Source organism: Variovorax sp. Varisp53, assembly GCF_059491555.1.
Window position 1 is genome coordinate 2,562,874 of sequence record NZ_CP168512.1, and the last position, 16,425, is coordinate 2,579,298.

Genomic DNA, 16,425 nt, shown 5'->3' on the forward strand with positions numbered 1-16,425 from the left:
CTTGGGCCGGCCGGTGGCTCGGATGGTCACGCCCGCTCCCTGAATCCGATCCCGAACCGATCGGCCATGGCGGGCGTCATGGAGAAAGAACTTTCACAATGAACGCAAGAACGTCTGCCGCCCTGGCCTGGGGCGGCGTGCTGCTGGCCGGCGCCCTGTGGGGCGCGGGTGCGCTGGTGGCGCAATTCCTTATCGATGGCGGCATCGCGCCGCAGAGCCTGTCGCTGGCGCGCTTCGCCCTCGGGCTGCCGCTGCTCTGGTGGCTGCATTGGCGGACGCCCGCGATGCCCGTTGCCGGCTGGGCCGATCTGAGCAGCCGGGAGCGCCTGCAGATGCTGGCCACCGGCGCGGCCATGGCGCTCAACGTGAGCTGCTGGTTCGTAGGCATCGAGCATCTGGGGGCGGCGCTGCCGACCGTCATTTCGATCTGCTGCGCGCCGGTGATCGTCGCGCTGGTATCGGTGCTGCGAGGCTATGAGCGCCTCGGCCGCAGGCTGATCGCAGGGCTGCTGCTCGCGTTGATGGGCGTGCTGCTGCTGGTGATGCCCGCCGGAGGATGGGGCCCGTTGGCGCCGGGGCACGCGGCCGGCGTGGCCTGGTCGCTGGGCTCGGCCTTCTGCTATGCGATGGTGGTGCTGGGCAACGCGCGCATGCCTGCGCGGGTGCCCGCTGTCAGGGCTTCGGCCTGGGGCATGACGGTGGCGGCGTTGTGCATGCTCGCTGTCGCGTGGCCCTCCGGCATCACCTGGCCGGCCGGGGGCGCGCAATGGCTGGGCGTGGGCTACACAGGCGTGGTGACGACCTCGGTGGCCTATCTGGCCTTCGCATGGGGCGCGCGGCGCCTGTCGCCGACTGCGGCGGTTGTCGGCACGCTGATCGAGCCGCTGGTGGCCGCCTTGCTGGCCGCGGCGCTGTTCGCGCAGCCGATGACGCCGCGCCAGTGGGCCGGAGCCTTGCTGCTGGGAGGTGCGATGCTGCTGTTGGTGCGGCGCAGCAGGCCCTTGTTGTCCGATTGAATCGTCCGACTTAAGGCGAGGGCGGGGCACTCCGCTGTATGGTGTGGTCCATGAGCAGCTCTCCCTCCCTGCCGGCTTCATGGACGCGCACCCTGGCCGGAGCGCTGCTGCTCGCGGCCTCGCTGCAGGCGCTTGCCGCCGCACCTGAAAACTCTTCCGCCCAGGCGCTGCGCGCCACGTACCAGCGTATGAGCGACAAGCTCGAGCACAGCAGTTTCGGGCGCCCCGTGCAGCTCGATTCCATGGAGACGCCCGACGGCCTGCAGGGTGACGTCTACGCGGTGGTCGAACATCCGCTGTCGGCGATCAGCGCCACGCTCAAGGGATCGGCCCACTGGTGCGGCGTGCTGACCCTGCACATCAACAACCGGCGCTGCCGCACGGCCAGTGGCCCGCAAGGCGGCGAAATGCTGACGCTCTACGTGGTGCGTCGCTACGACAAGCCGATCGACCAGGCCTTCGAGCTGCCGTTCGTCTACCGATTGGCCAGTGCTACGCCCGAGTACATGTCGGTCGAGCTCACAGCCGAGAGCGGGCCGCTGGGCACCAGCAACTACCGCGTCACGCTGCAGGCCGTGGCGCTCGACGAGCGCAGGAGCTTCCTGCATTTCAGCTACAGCTACGACCACAATGCGATGGTGCGACTGGGCACCACGGCCTACCTGGCGACTTTCGGCAGCGACAAGGTGGGCTTCACCGTGGTGGGCAAGACGCCGGAAGGGCAGCCCGAATACATCCAGGGCCTGCGCGGGCTGGTGGAGCGCAACGCGATGCGCTACTTCCTGACGCTCGACGCCTACCTCGCCGCGCCGGGCCCCGACCAGGCCGAGCGCCGCCAGCGCCGCTGGTTCGCAGCGGTGGAGCAGTACCCGCGCCAGCTGCATGAAGTGGACCTCGATACCTATCTCGCACTGAAGCGCGAAGACCGGCAGCGCGACGGCGCGGCGCGCTGAATCAGCCGGCCATCGTGAGCAGCGGCACGTCGCGCGCGCGGCTCATGGCTTCGAGTTCGGCGCGCGTGCGGGTCGCGAGCCAGGCGGCGAGCGCCTCGTGCGTGGCCGGCGCCGTCATGTCGCGCGAAGCGATTGCCGCCGCCTCGCAGAGCCGCGCCGCGAAATGCGGTTCCAGCGCGGCCACGGCCACGCGGCCGTCGGCGCAGGGATAGACGCGGTAACCGGCGTGCGCGCCGCCGACCATGCCCGAGGGCTGCGTGAGGCCCCAGGTGCGGGGCAGGGCGAGCCAGTCGGCCGAGGCGTTCAGCGCCACCTCGAAATACGCGCCGCCGGCCTTGCGGGACCGCCGCAGCATGGCCTTCAGCACCGCCTCGCTCGCGAGCAGGGCGCCGCCCATGTCGGCATAGAGCGTCGGCGGCAGCTCGGTGCCGGTGACGAGCCCGCTTTCGGCGAGATAGGTCAGGTCGTGGCCCGGCTCCTCGGCGCGCGCGCCCGGCGCGCCGACGATGGCCACCTGCGACAGCGCGGGGTAGCGCGCATGCAGCGTGGCCCAGTCGAGCTTCAGCTTGCCGAGCGCGGAAGGGCGGAACGAGGTGAGCAGCACGTCGGTCGCCGCGAGTTCGGCGTGCAGCTGCTGCTGCCCGGCCTCGGTCTTGAGATCGACGGCGCGGATCTCGATGCCCGCATGCAGCGCGGCATACGCGGTCCGGTCGTAGAGCCCCATCGGATCGCCGCCCGGCGGCTCCAGCTTGAGGCAGGTGGCGCCCATTTCACGGCAGCGCAGCAGCGCGGCGGGGCCGGGGAGGTTGAGCGCGAGGCTCACGATGCGCACGCCCTCGAGCGGCGCGGCATGGTCGTTGGCGGGGCTGGCGGAACTCGGCATCGGCGTCTTGTCTCCGGGAAACTCGTTCCGCGCATTCTCACCCCCGGGGCCCGAAGCCACTTCCCGCAAGCCGCCGCCGCGTCTCGCGCGTAGCATCCGCGGGTGGCAGCCACCTCCCTTGCCGCTGCCTCAATGACAAGGAGACGAACCATGTTTGAAGCTTCCCTCATGAGCGGCCGGCGCATCCTCGTGACCGGCGGCGGCACGGGCCTCGGCCGCGCGATGGCCGAGCGCTTCCTGAGCCTCGGCGCCGACGTGGCCATCTGCGGCCGGCGCCAGTCGGTCTGCGACGAGACCGCGGCCGAGTGGCGACAGCAGTTCCCGGACAGGCGAATCGACACCTTCGGCGTCGACATCCGCATCGCGCAGCAGGTCGACGAGATGGTCGAGAGCCTGTTCCAGAGCGGCGGCCTCACGGGGCTCGTCAACAACGCGGCGGGCAACTTCGTCTCGCCGACCGAAAGCCTCTCGCCGCGCGCCTTCGACGCCATCGCCAACATCGTGTTCCACGGCAGCTTTTACGTGACGCAGGCGGTGGGCAAGCGCTGGGTGGCGCAGGCCAAGTCGGGTGAGTGGAAGCCGGGTGATGCCTTCCGCAGCGTGATGAGCATCATCGTCACCTGGGTCGACAACGGCAGCCCCTACGTCGTGCCCTCGGCCATGAGCAAGGCCGGCATCGAGGTCATGACCAAGTCGCTGGCGGTGGAGTGGGCGCGGCATGGCATCCGCCTGAACGCTGTCGGCCCAGGCGAGATTCCGACGGAAGGCATGAGCAAGCGCCTGAACCCCGGCGAGGAGCCCGGCGCGCGCAGCAAGCAGCACAACCCGATGGCGCGTACCGGCCGCATGAGCGAGCTGCAGAACCTCGCGTCCTTCCTGATGGCGCCGGGCCAGTGTGACTGGCTCACGGGCCAGAGCATCATGATGGACGGCGGCAACGCGCTGGCCACCGGCGGCAACTTCTACGAGCTGCGCCAGTGGAGCGACGCCGACTGGCTGGCCGCACGCGAACGCATCGAGGCGCAGAACCAGAAGGACAAGGCGCAGCGCTGACGCCTTGCCTGCGGGGTGTGCCTCGACCCGCTCAGTCCGCGATGTCCGCGCCGCGCTCCGCCAGCAGGCTGCGCAGCACGGAGCGGTGGCAGTGCGATTCTTCCTCGCAGTAACAGCCCACCGAAAGCGAAGTGGTGTGAGACAGCGCGGCCAGCAGGTCGAGGCTGCGGCTCGCGTCCGACTCGGCCATCTCGGCCTTGAACTTGCGCACGAAGGCGTTCCACTGCGCGGCTGAATCGGCTTTCTGGGCTTCCTGCGCCTGCTTCATCGTCTCGACGGAAGGCGCGAGGTTCGGGTACCACACGTCGTACCAATTCTGCGAAGCGAACTCGGTCTTCGGAACGCCGCGCGGCGGGCGGCGTACGGTGCCTACGCGCAGGCCTTCGTCGGGCACGCGCGGGGTGCCGAGGCGGACGATGCGGATGCTCATGGTGGGTTTCCCTTTTCTCTGTTTGTCTCAGGTGCCGACGATACCGCCGTCGCGCCGGCGAATCGCCAGCGTCGCGGAGCGCGGCCGCGCGCTGCCCGGCTCCTTGCCGTCGGGCCAGGCGCTGTTGGGTTTCGTGTCGCCGTCGTCGCGCGCCTCGCCCGGATGCTGGATGTTGACGAACAGCGTGCGCCGGTCGGGTGTGACCACGCAGCCGGTGATCTCGCAGCCGCTCGGTCCGGTGAGAAAGCGCTTGATGCGACCCGATGCCGGATCGGCGCACAGCATCTGGTTGTTGCCCAGAGAGGTGTAGGGCGGCTTGCCCAGCACCTGGCCGCTCAGGTCGGTCTGGATCCACAGCAGGCCGCCCTTGTCGAAGTGCAGGCCGTCGGGGGCGCCGAACATGTCGGCCTCGTTCGAGGGATAGCGCGCGCCGCTGCCGGACTGCGCGGGGTCGCCCGCGAGCGCGAAATGGTCCCAGGCGAAGCTGGTGCTGGCAGCGTCGCCGCCATCTTCGCGCCAGCGCAGGATGCCGCCGAACAGGTTGTTGGCGCGTGGGTTGGCTGCATCGGGCCCGGGCTTGCCGACATCGCCGCGCTGGCTGTTGTTGGTGAGGGTGACGTAGACCTCGCCCGACTGGGGGTGCACCGCGATCCATTCGGGCCGGTCCATCTTTGTGCCACCGACGATGTCGCCCGCCAGCCGGGCGTGGATCAGCACCGCGGCCTGGTCGGCGAAGCCGTTTGCCGCATCGAGGCCGTCGCGGCCGTGCATGAGCTCGAGCCAGCGGCCGCGGCCGCCGGTGTCGTAGCGCGCCACGTAGAGCGTGCCATCGTCGAGCAGGTGGCGGTTGGCGGCGCGCGCGGCGGCGTCGGTGCCGGGGCGCACCTTCTCCCGGCTGACGAACTTGTAGATGTATTCGAAGCGCGAGTCGTCGCCCATGTAGACGACCAGCCGGCCGTCCTTGGCGACGGTGCAGGTGGCGCTTTCCTGCCGCTTGCGGCCGAGCGCGGTGCGTTTGATGGGCGTGCCCGTCGGGTCGAAGGGGTCGATCTCGACCACCCAGCCGAAGCGGTGCGGCTCGTTCGGATGCCGGCTCAGGTCGAAGCGCTCGTCGTGGCGCCAGTACTCCACCCATTGCGAGCCGGCCACCGTGCCGTAGCGGCGCTGGGCAGCCGTCGCGTTTTGGGCGACCTCCTTCGGCCCGCCGAAGTAGCCATGGAAGTTTTCCTCGCACGTGAGATAGGTGCCCCACGGCGTGACGCCCATCGCGCAGTTGGCAAAAGTGCCGGACACCGCATCGCCGGCCGGGTTGGCGGCGGTGCGCATCAGCGGCGTTCCTGCGGCCGGGCCGGTGATGCGCATCGGCGTGTTGCCGTGCACGCGGCGCGCGAAGGGCGAGGGCTGCACCTGCTGCCAACCCTGTGCGCTGCGCCGGATCTCGATCACCGAGACGCCCATCGCGTGCAGCGACTTGCGCACCTTCTCGGCGGTCCATTCCTTCACGCCGTCGGTATGCAGCAGCTGCTCGTCGGTGTATTCATGGTTCATCACCAGCAGGCCGCGCTCGCCGCTCGCATCGAGCGCGAAGAAGTGCATGCCGTCGTGGTGCATGCCGGCCTGCGCGGCCTGGTCGTCGGCACTGTTCCCGGCGTCGGGCGCGAAGGCCGGCATCCGTCCCGCGATGCCGGTGGGCGTGCCCCAGGGGTAGAGCAGTTGCCATTCGTACTCGGGCGGCACCACGACGCCGTCGTGCAAGGAGGCCGGCACGCCGGTAAAGCCCAGCACGTCGCCATGGGGCGCGGACAGGGAAGGGGCGGCACAGCCCTGGCCGAACAGCGCCACCACGGCGGCGGCCGAACCCGATTGAATGAGAAAGTGGCGGCGGTCCAGTGGCATGGCAGAGGGTGTTGTGCAGGCGACAGGCGCCATCATCGCCGAGTGCCAGGCCCGGCGATACTGGCGCAGGACCCATCCCGGAGACATCGAATGACCGACCGCATCGAAACGACCCGCCATGCCGACGGCGTGGTGGAACTGCAGCTCGCGCGCGCCGACAAGATGAACGCGCTCGACCCCGCGATGTTCGATGCACTCATCGAAGCCGGCGAGGCGCTGCGTGACGACAAGGCGGTGCGGGCCGTGGTGATCTCGGGCCGCGGCAAGGCCTTCTGCGCGGGGCTGGACATGGCGTCTTTCGAGCGCATGCAGCAGGGCGCGGGCTCCGATGTGCTGGGCGAGGGCGCGGCCGGCGCCGACCTGCTGGCGCGCACGCATGGCATCTCGAACGCCGCGCAGCAGGTGGCGATGGTCTGGCGCGAGGTGCCGGTGCCGGTCATTGCGGCCGTGCATGGCGTGGCCTTCGGCGGTGGGCTGCAGGTGGCACTGGGCGCGGACATCCGCATCGTGGCGCCCGACACCAAGCTCTCGGTGATGGAAATCAAGTGGGGCCTGGTGCCCGACATGGCCGGCATGGTGCTGATGCGCGAACTCGCCCGCAGCGACGTGGTGCGCGAACTCACCTTCACGGGCCGCATCTTCTCCGGCGAGGAGGCTCTTCGGATCGGCTTCGCCACCCGCATTGCGGTCGATCCGCTGGCCGATGCGCTGCAGATGGCGCACGAGATCGCAGGCAAGAGCCCCGATGCAATCCGTGCCGGCAAGCGGCTGCTCAATGCGTCGGCCTCGCAGAGCGCAGCCGAACTGTTGATGGCCGAATCGGTCGAGCAGAAGGCTCTGATAGGCAGCCCGAACCAGCTTGAGGCCGTGAAGGCCAACATCGAGCGGCGCATGCCGCGATTCAGCGCTCCGGCCTGATCCACATCTGGCTTGCGGCCCTGGTGCAGGGCTGCTCGCTTCGCTGCCCCATGTGCGGGCGGACGGGTAATCCCCAGCCCGCTGGGTGCCGAACTTCGCGCAACCTCGCATCCCCCATCCTCTGCGCCTGCCGCTGCCCGTGGGCAGCTCCCCCAAGTCGCACCCAAACAGCCGACAACACACGAGTGCCTTTTCTGGCGTCCTTGTGTAAGAATAAAGTAGTTGTTTTAAGGGGAGAAGAAGAAAGAATGGAGGCAATTTGTGTGCAGAAGGTCACGTCTTCCCCGCCGATGGCTCCGCATAGGGTGGTTGTTGACAGCGCACTAATTAACAATTGAACGCTTTGCTTAGCGACGGCGATCCTGCATGTCGACGACCACGTTTTTTTGCAACCTCAGCGTGCCCATCCTGGTGGGCGAGGATCGCTACAAGTACATCCCCATCGTGGGGGTCTTCCGCAGCATTCCATTCGATCAAGTCGATAAATGGGTGATGCATCCCAACGGCGGGCCGCGTAGCGACCGCGAATTGGCGGCTGAAGTTCTTGTCGAGATCCGCAAGCCACTCGGTTCGAGTGGACGCACAGCGCCGCACGCTTTCGATGTGGGAGACATCCTGCAGCTCGACCGCGCCGCCGCGATCGTCGTGTCCACCTTCCTTGCGGCGCTTCCGCGCGTCTGACGCCGCTGCGGTCGGCCCCGGGACGCCTAGCGCCTGCCGCGCGCGTCCACCGGCCAGATGGCGACAAGCGTGCCGCCTTCGACCACGTGATACGCATCATGCAGGTTGACCGTCGGGTCGCAATGCGGCGTGACAAACTCCACGCGCGCACCCAGCGCGGGCCGCTGCGCCGTTGAGCCCTGGGGCGGCATCAGCTTGCCGTGCTCATCGCCGAAGAAGGCATAGCGGCTCGCAGCGTCGACGCCTTTGGCCACCAGCGGCACGCCGCTGTCGGTCGAGAAGCACTTGGTGCCGCCGTCCACCGTCACCCAGCCGGTCGCATTCGTGCTGACCACTGCCGTCTGCACGAACAGCGAAACCTCGAAGGGCGATGGCTGCCCGTCGCTGGCGAGCACCTGCGTGTACTCGGCATCCATGAACACATACGAGCCCGCCTGCAATTCGGTGAACGCGTTCTCCTGCGAATCGAGATCGTGCGTGCCGGTGCCTGCACCGGTCACGATGTCGAAGTGCAGGCCCTGCCGCTTCGCCGCCGCGACGATGTCCGCCACCGTTTCGCGCAGGCCGGCCGCCGCCGCGCTGCGCTCCTCGCGCGACACGATGTGCTGCAGGTTGCCCGCATAAGACTGCAGCCCGCGCAGCCGCAGGCGCGGCTCGGCGGCCACCAGTGCCGCGAGTTCGAGCACCTTCGCCTGCGTGGCTGCGCCGGTGCGGTTGTAGCCCGCGCCGTAGTCCACCAGCACGTCGAGCGGGTGCGTGAGTTCGCTCGCCGCACGTGCCAGGTCGGCCAGGTTCTGCGGGTTGTCGACCACCACCATCACGTCGCCCGGGCGCGCACGCTGCGCCAGCTTGATGAGCCGCGAGATCTTGCTCGGCGTGACGGCGGGCGAGGTGATGAGCACGCCCGGAATGCCGCCCTGGACCATCACCTCCGCCTCGCCCAGCGTGACGCAGCTCACGCCGATGGCGCCCGCCGCAACCTGCCGCCGCGCGATCTCGACCGACTTGTGCGTCTTCACATGCGGTCGCAGGTGGATGCCGCGCGCCTTGGCGAGGGCGGCCATGCGTTCGATGTTGCGCGTCATTGCGGGCAGGTCGATCAGCAGGGCGGGCGTGTCGAGCAGGTGGCGGCCGCCGGGAACGCCGATCAGGGGCGCGTTGACTTGCAGCAGGTCTTGGGGCATCGAGAAAAGCCTTTGAAGGGGAGGGGGCGAGAAAAATGAGCCAGCATTTCGCGCGCGAATGATCGCACCGAATGCCTGCCTGGCGCAGGACGCCGAGGGCGGAAATGTCCCTACGCCGGATGCGATGGTCCGTGGTGCGTTGGCCGGCGCAGCGCCAGCCACCAGAGCAGCGCGGCATTGATCGCCCAACTGCCGGCCAGCAGCATCAGCGCCGTGTTCGCCACGCCGGGCGACAGGTCCAGCGTCAGCAAGCTCATCGACCATGGCAGCCCACCCAAGACGGCTGCGAGCAGGCCTGCTTCGCTCTCGGGCACTGCGGCGCAGGCCAGGATGCACGCGACGCCGGTGACCGTGTAGATCAGCGCGGCGACGCGCCATCCGAAGCGCGCTGGCGGCCGTGAATTTGCAGTGGGCATGCCCTGAGCATCGCCGATCCCGCATCGGGCTGTGAAGGCCTGTTGCGCGAAGGGGCGTAGTGTTCCGGCGATGCCGTTCCCAGCGGCTTCTTCGGCTTGTCATTTGAGCGCTCCACCATCTGAACATCCGGCGGCTGTCATCGAGGAGAGGCCTTGGCTGACACGCCCTCCCAAGGGGTGGCGGTGAGATGACTGCCAGGGAGTTTGCGCAGATCCGCACGGGCCTGCAGCGTGCTTCCCCGTCGAACCGACAACAAGACTGGGAGTTCACATGGTCGAGTATTTCCGCGTAGGTCTTCCCTACATTCGAATGCGCTTCAAGGTGCCGGCGCGGCGCGGCAGCAGGGTCGAACTCAATGGCCGTTTCGGGATCATCTCCGGCGCGAGCGGCGAGTACCTGCTGGTGAAGTTCGACGGCGAGACCGCAGCAGCCGTCGTCCACCCGATCGAGCTCAACTACGTGGAGACGGGCGAGGCTATCGAGCCTTTGTCGCCATTGATTCCAGAGGGCGCAGAGAGGGCACTCTGACGGGCCCTGGCGAGGGTTAATCCCGGAGATTTTTGTCTGCGGCAAGGCTATCTTGGCTGCGCGATCGGCTGCTGGCGGTCCCTGCTTGCCTGCCCGAAGGGGGCCCAATGGCTGGTGATAGTGGCCAATTCAACCAAGGATGTGCCAAAGTCGGGTATGAGCTCCAGACATCATCGCTCCGAAGACACATAGTGTTTCGCCGGCCATCCATCATCTTCCGGACGACCGCTTTCGTGGCCGTGGTTTGCCTCACCCTCGTGGCGCTCGACTGCTGGAACAGCTGGCACGCACGCAGGGTCCTGCTCCAGCAGATGAGCGTCGCAGCGTCGAATCTCGCGCGTGCCATGGCACAGCAGGCGGAAGACACGATCAAGCAGGCCGATACGGCGCTGGTCGGCATCGTCGAGCGCGTCGAACACGACGGCACGGAGCCGGCGGCCGTCGAACGGCTTCGCAAGGTGCTTGCCATGCGGGTGGCCGAACTCCCTCAGCTCGATGCAATCCACATCTATGACAAGGATGGAAACTGGGTCGCGAACTCCAGGCAGACGACGTCGCAGAATCTGAACCTGAACAATGCGAGCCGGGAGTACTTTCTATTTCATCGAGAGCACGAGGAGCGGGGGCCGCACATCGGCATTCCGGTGCAAAGCCGAACCAACGGAAAGCTGCTCGTTCCCGTCTCTCGGCGCATCAACAATGCGGATGGCAGCTTTGCCGGCGTGGCGCTCGCGACGATCGATATCGACTTCTTCACGAAGTTCTACGACAGCCTCGACATAGGCCGTGCCGGCGCGATCGGGCTGGTCCTCGAAACCGGGACCATGATGATTCGCCGGCCATACAGCGCCGACATAGTTGGACGGAACATGCGGGAGACCGGGCTCTTCCGCGCATACCTTGCACAAGGTCCGGTAGGAACGACAGAAGTCATATCGGCGCAGGACGGCGTCACGCGCCTGAACAGCTTTCGGCGTCTCGACAAATATCCGCTGTTCGTGACTGCAGCACTTTCGAAGGATGAGATCCTGGCCGCATGGTGGCAGGACACGCTCTGGCATACGGCGGGCATCATTCTCATGACGTCGATCGTCGGCTTCGTCGGATGGCGGTTGGTGAAGCAGATGGAACTGCGAAACAAGAGCGAGGCCGAACTGCGGCGGGCGCGCGACGCGCTGGAAACGCTCAACAAGACCTTGAATACGCTCGCCATGGAGGACGGCCTTACCGGGTTGGCGAATCGCCGCCAGTTCGACGTGACGCTCGACAGCGAATTCAGCCGGGCCATGCGCGATGCGAGCACCCTGGCGCTCATCATGATCGATGTCGATTGCTTCAAGCAGTACAACGACATCTATGGACACGCGGCAGGGGACGAGTGCCTGCAGACGATCAGCCGCACGATCGCCAGCCTCGCTTCGCGCCGTCCGGGAGACCTCGCGGCCCGCTACGGCGGAGAGGAACTCGCGGTGCTGTTGCCGCATACCGATGTGGCTGGCGCCGTCATCCTTGCGGAAAGAATCCGCAGCGCGGTTCGTAGCCTGGAAATCGTGCACGCCGGTACGCCCGACGGGTTCGTGACGCTGAGTGCCGGCGTGGAGGCGCTCAGCCCCGCACTCACCAAGGGGCCGCCGAAGGCGTTGATCCAGGCAGCCGACAAGGCGCTGTACGAGGCCAAGATGGGGGGGCGGAACCGCGTTTGCACGACGATGCGAAAGGCGGCCTGAAGGGGGCTTGATCGCGCGAATTGGCCCAAGAGGTATTCCTCGCATTCCTTCGCTCAAACAACATTCCACCCACGTACCCCGGACACACGCTTTCCATGAGGTTCGCGGCAGCGCTCACCGTTGTCGACGATGGGGGGAATCTTCGGCTGAACGGCAATCTTGTGACCGCTACAAACACCATGCTGACGTTAGTCTGCGAGGCAAATGGGGACTGGCGTGAGATCGCTCGCTGCCAGACATGAAGAACACGACCGAAAAGCCCGTGTTCAAGCTTTCCGAGGATCCGCGCTAGAAAAGCACATGCTTGAACCTCGTAGCCGTCGCCACCCTTTGTTTCTCGGGCTGACTAAGCCGCTCGATCCGATCTACCCGGATGCAGTGACGCCCGATGCCTGAGGCGATGACGAGCCGCGGGATGAAGTCGGGGGCGTGGTCTACATCGTCACTTGGTAGCGCGCCCGGATGCGAACCTGGGCGCGGCAACTACGCAAGCTGCACCAGGCCGACGAGACCCAGAAGTCGGGGGAGGGCATCGGTTCGCTGAGCGCTGCACCGCTCAGGGCGGCCGGCATACGAGAGCTTGGAGGCAAGCTCGAGCTGTACTCAGCGCTTGGCGGTGGGGTGAGGTCAGGTCAGGCCGAACTGCACTCGGGCACACCTCAGCACTGACCTGCTGGCCGTGGTCACAGAGCGCGCCGACAGCGATGCAATTGGGTTCATTTCGTTCAACCGGGGCGCCACCGAAGCCGACATAGCCGGCGAACTCGCATCTGGGCGCCTCGGCCCGGAGCAGATCGTCGCCGTCAAGCAAGCCGAGAATGCACTGACCGTCGAACTTGCGCGGATCGACCAGGCGCGCGAAGCGGCATGGCTGCAGGACACCCAGAGCGCACGCTAGCAGACAGTGGACCTTGCGAAAGAGCAGTCATCCGTCGCTTGGGGTGCACCTGTCGTGTCCACGCTCATCGTGCCAGGCTACTTCTTCTGCATCTGCCGGCTCTTCATTGTGCAGGCCGATTTTTCCGCTAACGCCTGCCAGTTGTTGAATGTTATGTTCGGCGCTCTCCCCATCGCTTTCGGGCAAGTCTGCAATTATTGGCTGGGATCGTCCGCAGGCTTGCGTCGTGCGGGTGACTCGGTGCGCAATATCGCGGAGCAGGCTGGCGCGAAGTAGCGTCCAGCGCTGCCTTAGTAGTCTCCTGTTTCGGCTTCCGGCTGGAGCAGGGATTGCTTCTGCTATTTCACTGAATCAAATAGTTGCCGTGCGGCAAGATGACAGAAGGGAGGTTCGTATATGCCGTGATAGTTGCTGTAGTAGGTGGCGTAGGCCGTAGAGCTGGAGTCAGTGGGCGCATGGCCGCCAGGGCCGTAGGTAGCCTGCACCTGGGCATCGACATCCAGGGTGCTTACGGTGGTGACGCCGCGAGAATCAAAATTCGCCTTCAATGGGATGAGGTGCAGCGCTGGAGGTACGGTCGGGTCGCCAGCGCCACTGCATAGCAGCGTTGTGGCTTTGGGGCTCCAGCCAAATAGGTCGTTCTTTTTTGCATCGAGGTAAAGAGTATTACTCGGGTTGGTTTGCACGTCCGCTAGGAACGAGCCCTGAAACAGTTCGTCGCGCGCCTGGTTCGGAGTCTCGTTATTGGCACCCGGCAGCGCGCCCGTGCTCACCAGCGTGGCGTAGTTCAGCGTCGGGCTTGGCAGCAAACTCGCGATGTTCGATGCGTAGGGCGGTTTGAAGGCGGTATTGACATCGGAGTAGACGTTGCCATAGACCTTTTGATAGGCGGTAACCATGAACGGAACAATGAACTGGTATCCGAGAATCGCATCAGGAGACTTCACTTGGCCTGATACGTTATAGGGGCCCGCGAGATGTGCGGCAGCCACTATGTTCAGTTCCGACGCGGCATCCCTTTCGCCTACACGCTGGGCGGCCATGGAGGAGTGACCGCCTTGAGAATAGCCCAGCAACATCACCTTTCCGGAAAGGGAACCCCCTAAGTTTCGCTCGGCGGCAGCTTGTCGCGCAGCTCGGATCGAGTCGATGACGGAACTGGCCTCTGAGTCAGCATTGAGGTAGGGGTGGTATGGAAATGTTGATCGAGCGTAGCCCAAATAATCAGTCGCAACCACTGCGTACCCTTGCGAGCTATATATGGCGGCCAGGAGAAGGGTTTCAGGGTCTTGCGGATTCGCCAGGGTGCGCGGCTTTTGAACGTCAGTGCTCTTGGCATACGCTACAAGGGACGATGCGGTCATGCACTCTGGGACATTGTTGTTATTGCCTACTGGTCCATATGGCAGAAGAAGGACTCCCGAGGCATTTGTGGATTCCCCGTTGGGCCCGATCGTATGGTAGTAAATCGGCATCACTTTGACATTGCACTTTGCCTTCCCAGCGACCGCTTGATACCCGCCCCGGGCGCTTGCAGCGTTGATGGTGTCACCCGTTAGAAGCGCGATTCCGCCCGATGCTTCGATCAGCGACCCTCGGAGTGGTGTGGGTGTAGTAGGTGGGCTTGTTGGCTGTCCACTACCAGCACCAGGGAACGCGGACCCCGTGAAGCCGTCCCCTCCTCCGCCGCACGAAACTAGCAGAAATGCCGTTGCGAGGATACCGATGGATTTAATGTGTCCCATGAGTTGCTCTCAAGTTGGCCGGCTGCCATGCACTGTTGCACTGCAGAGTCCGCCGGAACCTCGGGCATGCCGTGAGCCGCAATGTATTCGGGCGAGGCACAGACCAGGTTCTCCGAACTGCCCAACCGGCGCGCGATGTGGTTGCCCGACGTGGTCCGCGAAATGCGGATGGCGAGGTCGTAGCCTTCCTCGACGATGTCGACCACGCGGTCGATGAGCGCGATGTCGAGTTCGACATCGGGATACTTCGCCATGAACCTCGGCCACAGCGGTGCGAGCACGAGGCTGCCGAAACTCAGCGGCGCGTTGATGCGCAGGCGCCCACGCGGCTGCAGTGACGCGGTGGTCGCCAGCGCCTCGGTCTCTGCGACCTCTTCAAGAATCGACTTCGCCCGGCCGAACAATGCTTCGCCGCCTTCGGTGAGCGACAAGCGGCGCGATGTGCGGTTGATCAGCCGCGTGCGCAAGTGGGCTTCCAGTTCGTTGACGTAGCGCGTCACGTTGGCCGGAGAGGTGTCCAGCGCGTCCGCGGCCTTGGTGAAACTGCCACGCGCGACCACAGTGACGAACACCTCGTAAGCACGCAATCGGTCCATGTCGTCGGCTCCAATCATTCATGAAAGCTGAATGAGTAAAACCACTTTTGGGGCCTTTGCGGAGGTGAAGCTGAATCATAAATTCACGTCACCCCAGCAACCGACAGAAAGAAACCCCGACATGACCGACACCCATCCCACTCCCACCCGCCGCGCGCTCATCGCCGGCGCAGTTGCCTTCGGCGCCGCAATGACCATGGTCCCTGCGGCGAACGCCGCACCTGCCGTCGACGCGGTGAAAGGATTCCGCGCGGGCAGCGCGCAGGTGAATGGCACCCGCATCAACTACCGCATTGGCGGCTCCGGACCAACCGTCGTGCTGCTGCACGGCTACGCCGAGACCGGGCACATGTGGAACCCGTTGATGCCGCTGCTGGCAAAAACGCATACCGTGCTCGTGCCCGATCTTCGGGGCGCCGGTGATTCGTCGAAGCCCGAGACGGGCTACGAAAAGAAAAACATGGCCGTCGACATCCACGAACTGGTTCGCTCGCTCGGCCTGCGCAACGTGAGCATCGTCGGACACGACATCGGCTTGATGGTGGCCTATGCGTACGCCGCGCAGTTTCCTTCGGAGACTGAGAAGGTGGTGCTCGTGGACGCATTCCTGCCCGGCATCGGTGAGTGGCAAAACGTCTGGCTCCTGCGCGACCTCTGGCATTTCCATTACCACGGTGCGACGCCGCTGGCGCTCGTGAGCGGGCGCGAGCGCATCTATTTCGAGCATTTCTGGAATGACTTTGCGGCCGACCCTAAGCATTCGGTGCCCGAAGCCGATCGCCGCTTCTATGCCAAGGCCTACGCACAACCCGGCGGCATGCGTGCCGGATTCGAGTACTTCAAGGCCTTCGAGCGGGACGCGGCCGAGTTCGCTGAACTGGGCAAGACGCCACTGCCCATGCCGATGTTGGTCCTGTCCGGCGAAAAGGCCGGCGGGACATTCCTGATCGAGCAGGGCAAGATGGTCGCGACCAACGTGCAGGGCGTGATCGTCAAAGGTTCCGGACACTGGCTGATGGAAGAGGCGCCAGAGCAGGTCATTCCGGCGTTGATCAACTTCCTGGGCTGATAGGAAACGGGCCTCGCCACTATCGCAGTGGTACGCAGTCGCGCGTCCGACCTCCCGGCATGCGTCCTTCATTGGGGTCACCGAATCAGTCGACTTCGATGCCGGCGAGGTATGGGACAACTTCGCGATGCTCACCATGAACGCCGACGCGCATCCGTTGATGGCGCGCGCATGCACAAGCCCGACCCGACGCTGCCGCCGGATCAGCAGGACAAGCGCTCGATGATCCTACTGGCGGCGGACTCAGTTCGACATGCCGTAGTCTGCTTCGATGAGCGACCAGGCGAACCATCACGGCCCCGGTTCGTCCGCGTAGACGGCGTCAGGGGCCCTAAAAATTAGAGAAAACCGCAATGGTTAGAGACTGAATTGGCCCCGGGAGGGGATCGAATATTCGGCTAGCAACCGCATACGCGCTCGCTTTTGGCAGC

16 protein-coding genes and 1 pseudogene are annotated in these 16,425 nt (G+C 65.7%); 10 read left to right on the top strand and 7 right to left on the bottom strand.

The window, feature by feature from the left end; genetic code table 11:
- Positions 1–98: 98 nt before the first annotated feature.
- Complete coding sequence (locus ACEOAB_RS11910) at positions 99–1,016, top strand: DMT family transporter (RefSeq protein WP_413748027.1); 918 nt, start codon at positions 99–101, stop codon at positions 1,014–1,016.
- A gap of 50 nt (positions 1,017–1,066) precedes the next feature.
- Positions 1,067–1,969, top strand: a complete 903-nt coding sequence (locus ACEOAB_RS11915) for a hypothetical protein (RefSeq protein WP_495653749.1) — start codon at positions 1,067–1,069, stop codon at positions 1,967–1,969.
- A 1-nt stretch (position 1,970) separates the two neighbouring features.
- Here the strand turns inward: ACEOAB_RS11915 and ACEOAB_RS11920 are convergent, their stop codons facing one another.
- Positions 1,971–2,852, bottom strand: coding sequence for a CoA transferase (locus tag ACEOAB_RS11920; protein WP_056598188.1), 882 nt, complete (start codon positions 2,850–2,852; stop codon positions 1,971–1,973).
- 150 nt (positions 2,853–3,002) lie between these two features.
- Here ACEOAB_RS11920 and ACEOAB_RS11925 point away from each other — a divergent pair, with 150 nt between their 5' ends.
- Positions 3,003–3,905: an SDR family oxidoreductase gene (locus ACEOAB_RS11925; protein WP_056598189.1), complete on the top strand. Its 903-nt coding sequence runs from the start codon at positions 3,003–3,005 to the stop codon at positions 3,903–3,905.
- A gap of 31 nt (positions 3,906–3,936) precedes the next feature.
- On the opposite strand, the gene ACEOAB_RS11930 is transcribed toward ACEOAB_RS11925, so the two are convergent.
- Positions 3,937–4,335: a DUF488 domain-containing protein gene (locus ACEOAB_RS11930; protein ID WP_413748025.1), complete on the bottom strand. Its 399-nt coding sequence runs from the start codon at positions 4,333–4,335 to the stop codon at positions 3,937–3,939.
- Positions 4,336–4,362: 27 nt separating this feature from the next.
- A complete protein-coding gene (locus ACEOAB_RS11935; protein WP_413748024.1) occupies positions 4,363–6,231 on the bottom strand; it encodes a PhoX family protein in 1,869 nt (622 codons plus the stop codon).
- 90 nt (positions 6,232–6,321) lie between these two features.
- Here ACEOAB_RS11935 and ACEOAB_RS11940 point away from each other — a divergent pair, with 90 nt between their 5' ends.
- Together ACEOAB_RS11940 and ACEOAB_RS11945 are read left to right on the top strand one after the other, a co-directional pair.
- Positions 6,322–7,149 carry a crotonase/enoyl-CoA hydratase family protein gene (locus ACEOAB_RS11940; RefSeq protein WP_056598204.1) on the top strand — a complete coding sequence of 276 codons (828 nt, stop codon included), beginning with the start codon at positions 6,322–6,324 and terminating at the stop codon, positions 7,147–7,149.
- Positions 7,150–7,515: 366 nt separating this feature from the next.
- Entirely contained in the window at positions 7,516–7,830 is a 315-nt protein-coding gene (locus tag ACEOAB_RS11945; RefSeq protein ID WP_056598207.1) for a hypothetical protein, read from the top strand.
- A gap of 26 nt (positions 7,831–7,856) precedes the next feature.
- Here the strand turns inward: ACEOAB_RS11945 and ACEOAB_RS11950 are convergent, their stop codons facing one another.
- Positions 7,857–9,014: a DSD1 family PLP-dependent enzyme gene (locus ACEOAB_RS11950; protein ID WP_413748023.1), complete on the bottom strand. Its 1,158-nt coding sequence runs from the start codon at positions 9,012–9,014 to the stop codon at positions 7,857–7,859.
- A 110-nt stretch (positions 9,015–9,124) separates the two neighbouring features.
- Complete coding sequence (locus ACEOAB_RS11955) at positions 9,125–9,430, bottom strand: hypothetical protein (RefSeq protein ID WP_413748022.1); 306 nt, start codon at positions 9,428–9,430, stop codon at positions 9,125–9,127.
- 271 nt (positions 9,431–9,701) lie between these two features.
- Between ACEOAB_RS11955 and ACEOAB_RS11960 the strand changes: the two genes are divergently transcribed.
- The 4 genes from ACEOAB_RS11960 to ACEOAB_RS11975 all read left to right on the top strand — a co-directional run bounded on the left by ACEOAB_RS11960 (position 9,702) and on the right by ACEOAB_RS11975 (position 12,860).
- Positions 9,702–9,959, top strand: coding sequence for a hypothetical protein (locus tag ACEOAB_RS11960; RefSeq protein ID WP_413748021.1), 258 nt, complete (start codon positions 9,702–9,704; stop codon positions 9,957–9,959).
- A gap of 191 nt (positions 9,960–10,150) precedes the next feature.
- Positions 10,151–11,686 carry a sensor domain-containing diguanylate cyclase gene (locus tag ACEOAB_RS11965; protein ID WP_413748020.1) on the top strand — a complete coding sequence of 512 codons (1,536 nt, stop codon included), beginning with the start codon at positions 10,151–10,153 and terminating at the stop codon, positions 11,684–11,686.
- A gap of 679 nt (positions 11,687–12,365) precedes the next feature.
- Positions 12,366–12,584, top strand: coding sequence for a hypothetical protein (locus ACEOAB_RS11970; RefSeq protein WP_056598226.1), 219 nt, complete (start codon positions 12,366–12,368; stop codon positions 12,582–12,584).
- Between the two features lie 54 nt (positions 12,585–12,638).
- Positions 12,639–12,860 (top strand): hypothetical protein, encoded by a 222-nt coding sequence (locus ACEOAB_RS11975; protein WP_056598234.1) that lies wholly within the window; start codon positions 12,639–12,641, stop codon positions 12,858–12,860.
- A gap of 62 nt (positions 12,861–12,922) precedes the next feature.
- On the opposite strand, the gene ACEOAB_RS11980 is transcribed toward ACEOAB_RS11975, so the two are convergent.
- Both ACEOAB_RS11980 and ACEOAB_RS11985 read right to left on the bottom strand, forming a co-directional pair.
- On the bottom strand, positions 12,923–13,948 hold the full coding sequence (locus ACEOAB_RS11980; RefSeq protein WP_321165887.1) for a lipase family protein: 1,026 nt from the start codon (positions 13,946–13,948) through the stop codon (positions 12,923–12,925).
- 407 nt (positions 13,949–14,355) lie between these two features.
- Positions 14,356–14,925 (bottom strand): annotated as a pseudogene (locus ACEOAB_RS11985) (LysR family transcriptional regulator); the annotation flags it as partial.
- Positions 14,926–15,046: 121 nt separating this feature from the next.
- Between ACEOAB_RS11985 and ACEOAB_RS11990 the strand changes: the two are divergent.
- Positions 15,047–15,994: an alpha/beta fold hydrolase gene (locus ACEOAB_RS11990; RefSeq protein WP_413748032.1), complete on the top strand. Its 948-nt coding sequence runs from the start codon at positions 15,047–15,049 to the stop codon at positions 15,992–15,994.
- The last annotated feature ends 431 nt before the right edge of the window (positions 15,995–16,425 follow it).

What these genes read in the sequence shown, in the direction of transcription:
- ACEOAB_RS11945 (WP_056598207.1), top strand. Translation starts at nt 7,516, where the DNA reads ATGTCGACGACCACGTTTTTTTGCAACCTCAGCGTGCCCATCCTGGTG.
- ACEOAB_RS11960 (WP_413748021.1), top strand. Translation starts at nt 9,702, where the DNA reads ATGGTCGAGTATTTCCGCGTAGGTCTTCCCTACATTCGAATGCGCTTC.
- ACEOAB_RS11920 (WP_056598188.1), bottom strand. Translation starts at nt 2,852, where the DNA reads ATGCCGAGTTCCGCCAGCCCCGCCAACGACCATGCCGCGCCGCTCGAG.
- ACEOAB_RS11935 (WP_413748024.1), bottom strand. Translation starts at nt 6,231, where the DNA reads ATGCCACTGGACCGCCGCCACTTTCTCATTCAATCGGGTTCGGCCGCC.
- ACEOAB_RS11915 (WP_495653749.1), top strand. Translation starts at nt 1,067, where the DNA reads ATGAGCAGCTCTCCCTCCCTGCCGGCTTCATGGACGCGCACCCTGGCC.
- ACEOAB_RS11930 (WP_413748025.1), bottom strand. Translation starts at nt 4,335, where the DNA reads ATGAGCATCCGCATCGTCCGCCTCGGCACCCCGCGCGTGCCCGACGAA.
- ACEOAB_RS11940 (WP_056598204.1), top strand. Translation starts at nt 6,322, where the DNA reads ATGACCGACCGCATCGAAACGACCCGCCATGCCGACGGCGTGGTGGAA.
- ACEOAB_RS11925 (WP_056598189.1), top strand. Translation starts at nt 3,003, where the DNA reads ATGTTTGAAGCTTCCCTCATGAGCGGCCGGCGCATCCTCGTGACCGGC.
- ACEOAB_RS11990 (WP_413748032.1), top strand. Translation starts at nt 15,047, where the DNA reads ATGACCGACACCCATCCCACTCCCACCCGCCGCGCGCTCATCGCCGGC.
- ACEOAB_RS11980 (WP_321165887.1), bottom strand. Translation starts at nt 13,948, where the DNA reads ATGACCGCATCGTCCCTTGTAGCGTATGCCAAGAGCACTGACGTTCAA.
- ACEOAB_RS11950 (WP_413748023.1), bottom strand. Translation starts at nt 9,014, where the DNA reads ATGCCCCAAGACCTGCTGCAAGTCAACGCGCCCCTGATCGGCGTTCCC.
- ACEOAB_RS11955 (WP_413748022.1), bottom strand. Translation starts at nt 9,430, where the DNA reads ATGCCCACTGCAAATTCACGGCCGCCAGCGCGCTTCGGATGGCGCGTC.
- ACEOAB_RS11910 (WP_413748027.1), top strand. Translation starts at nt 99, where the DNA reads ATGAACGCAAGAACGTCTGCCGCCCTGGCCTGGGGCGGCGTGCTGCTG.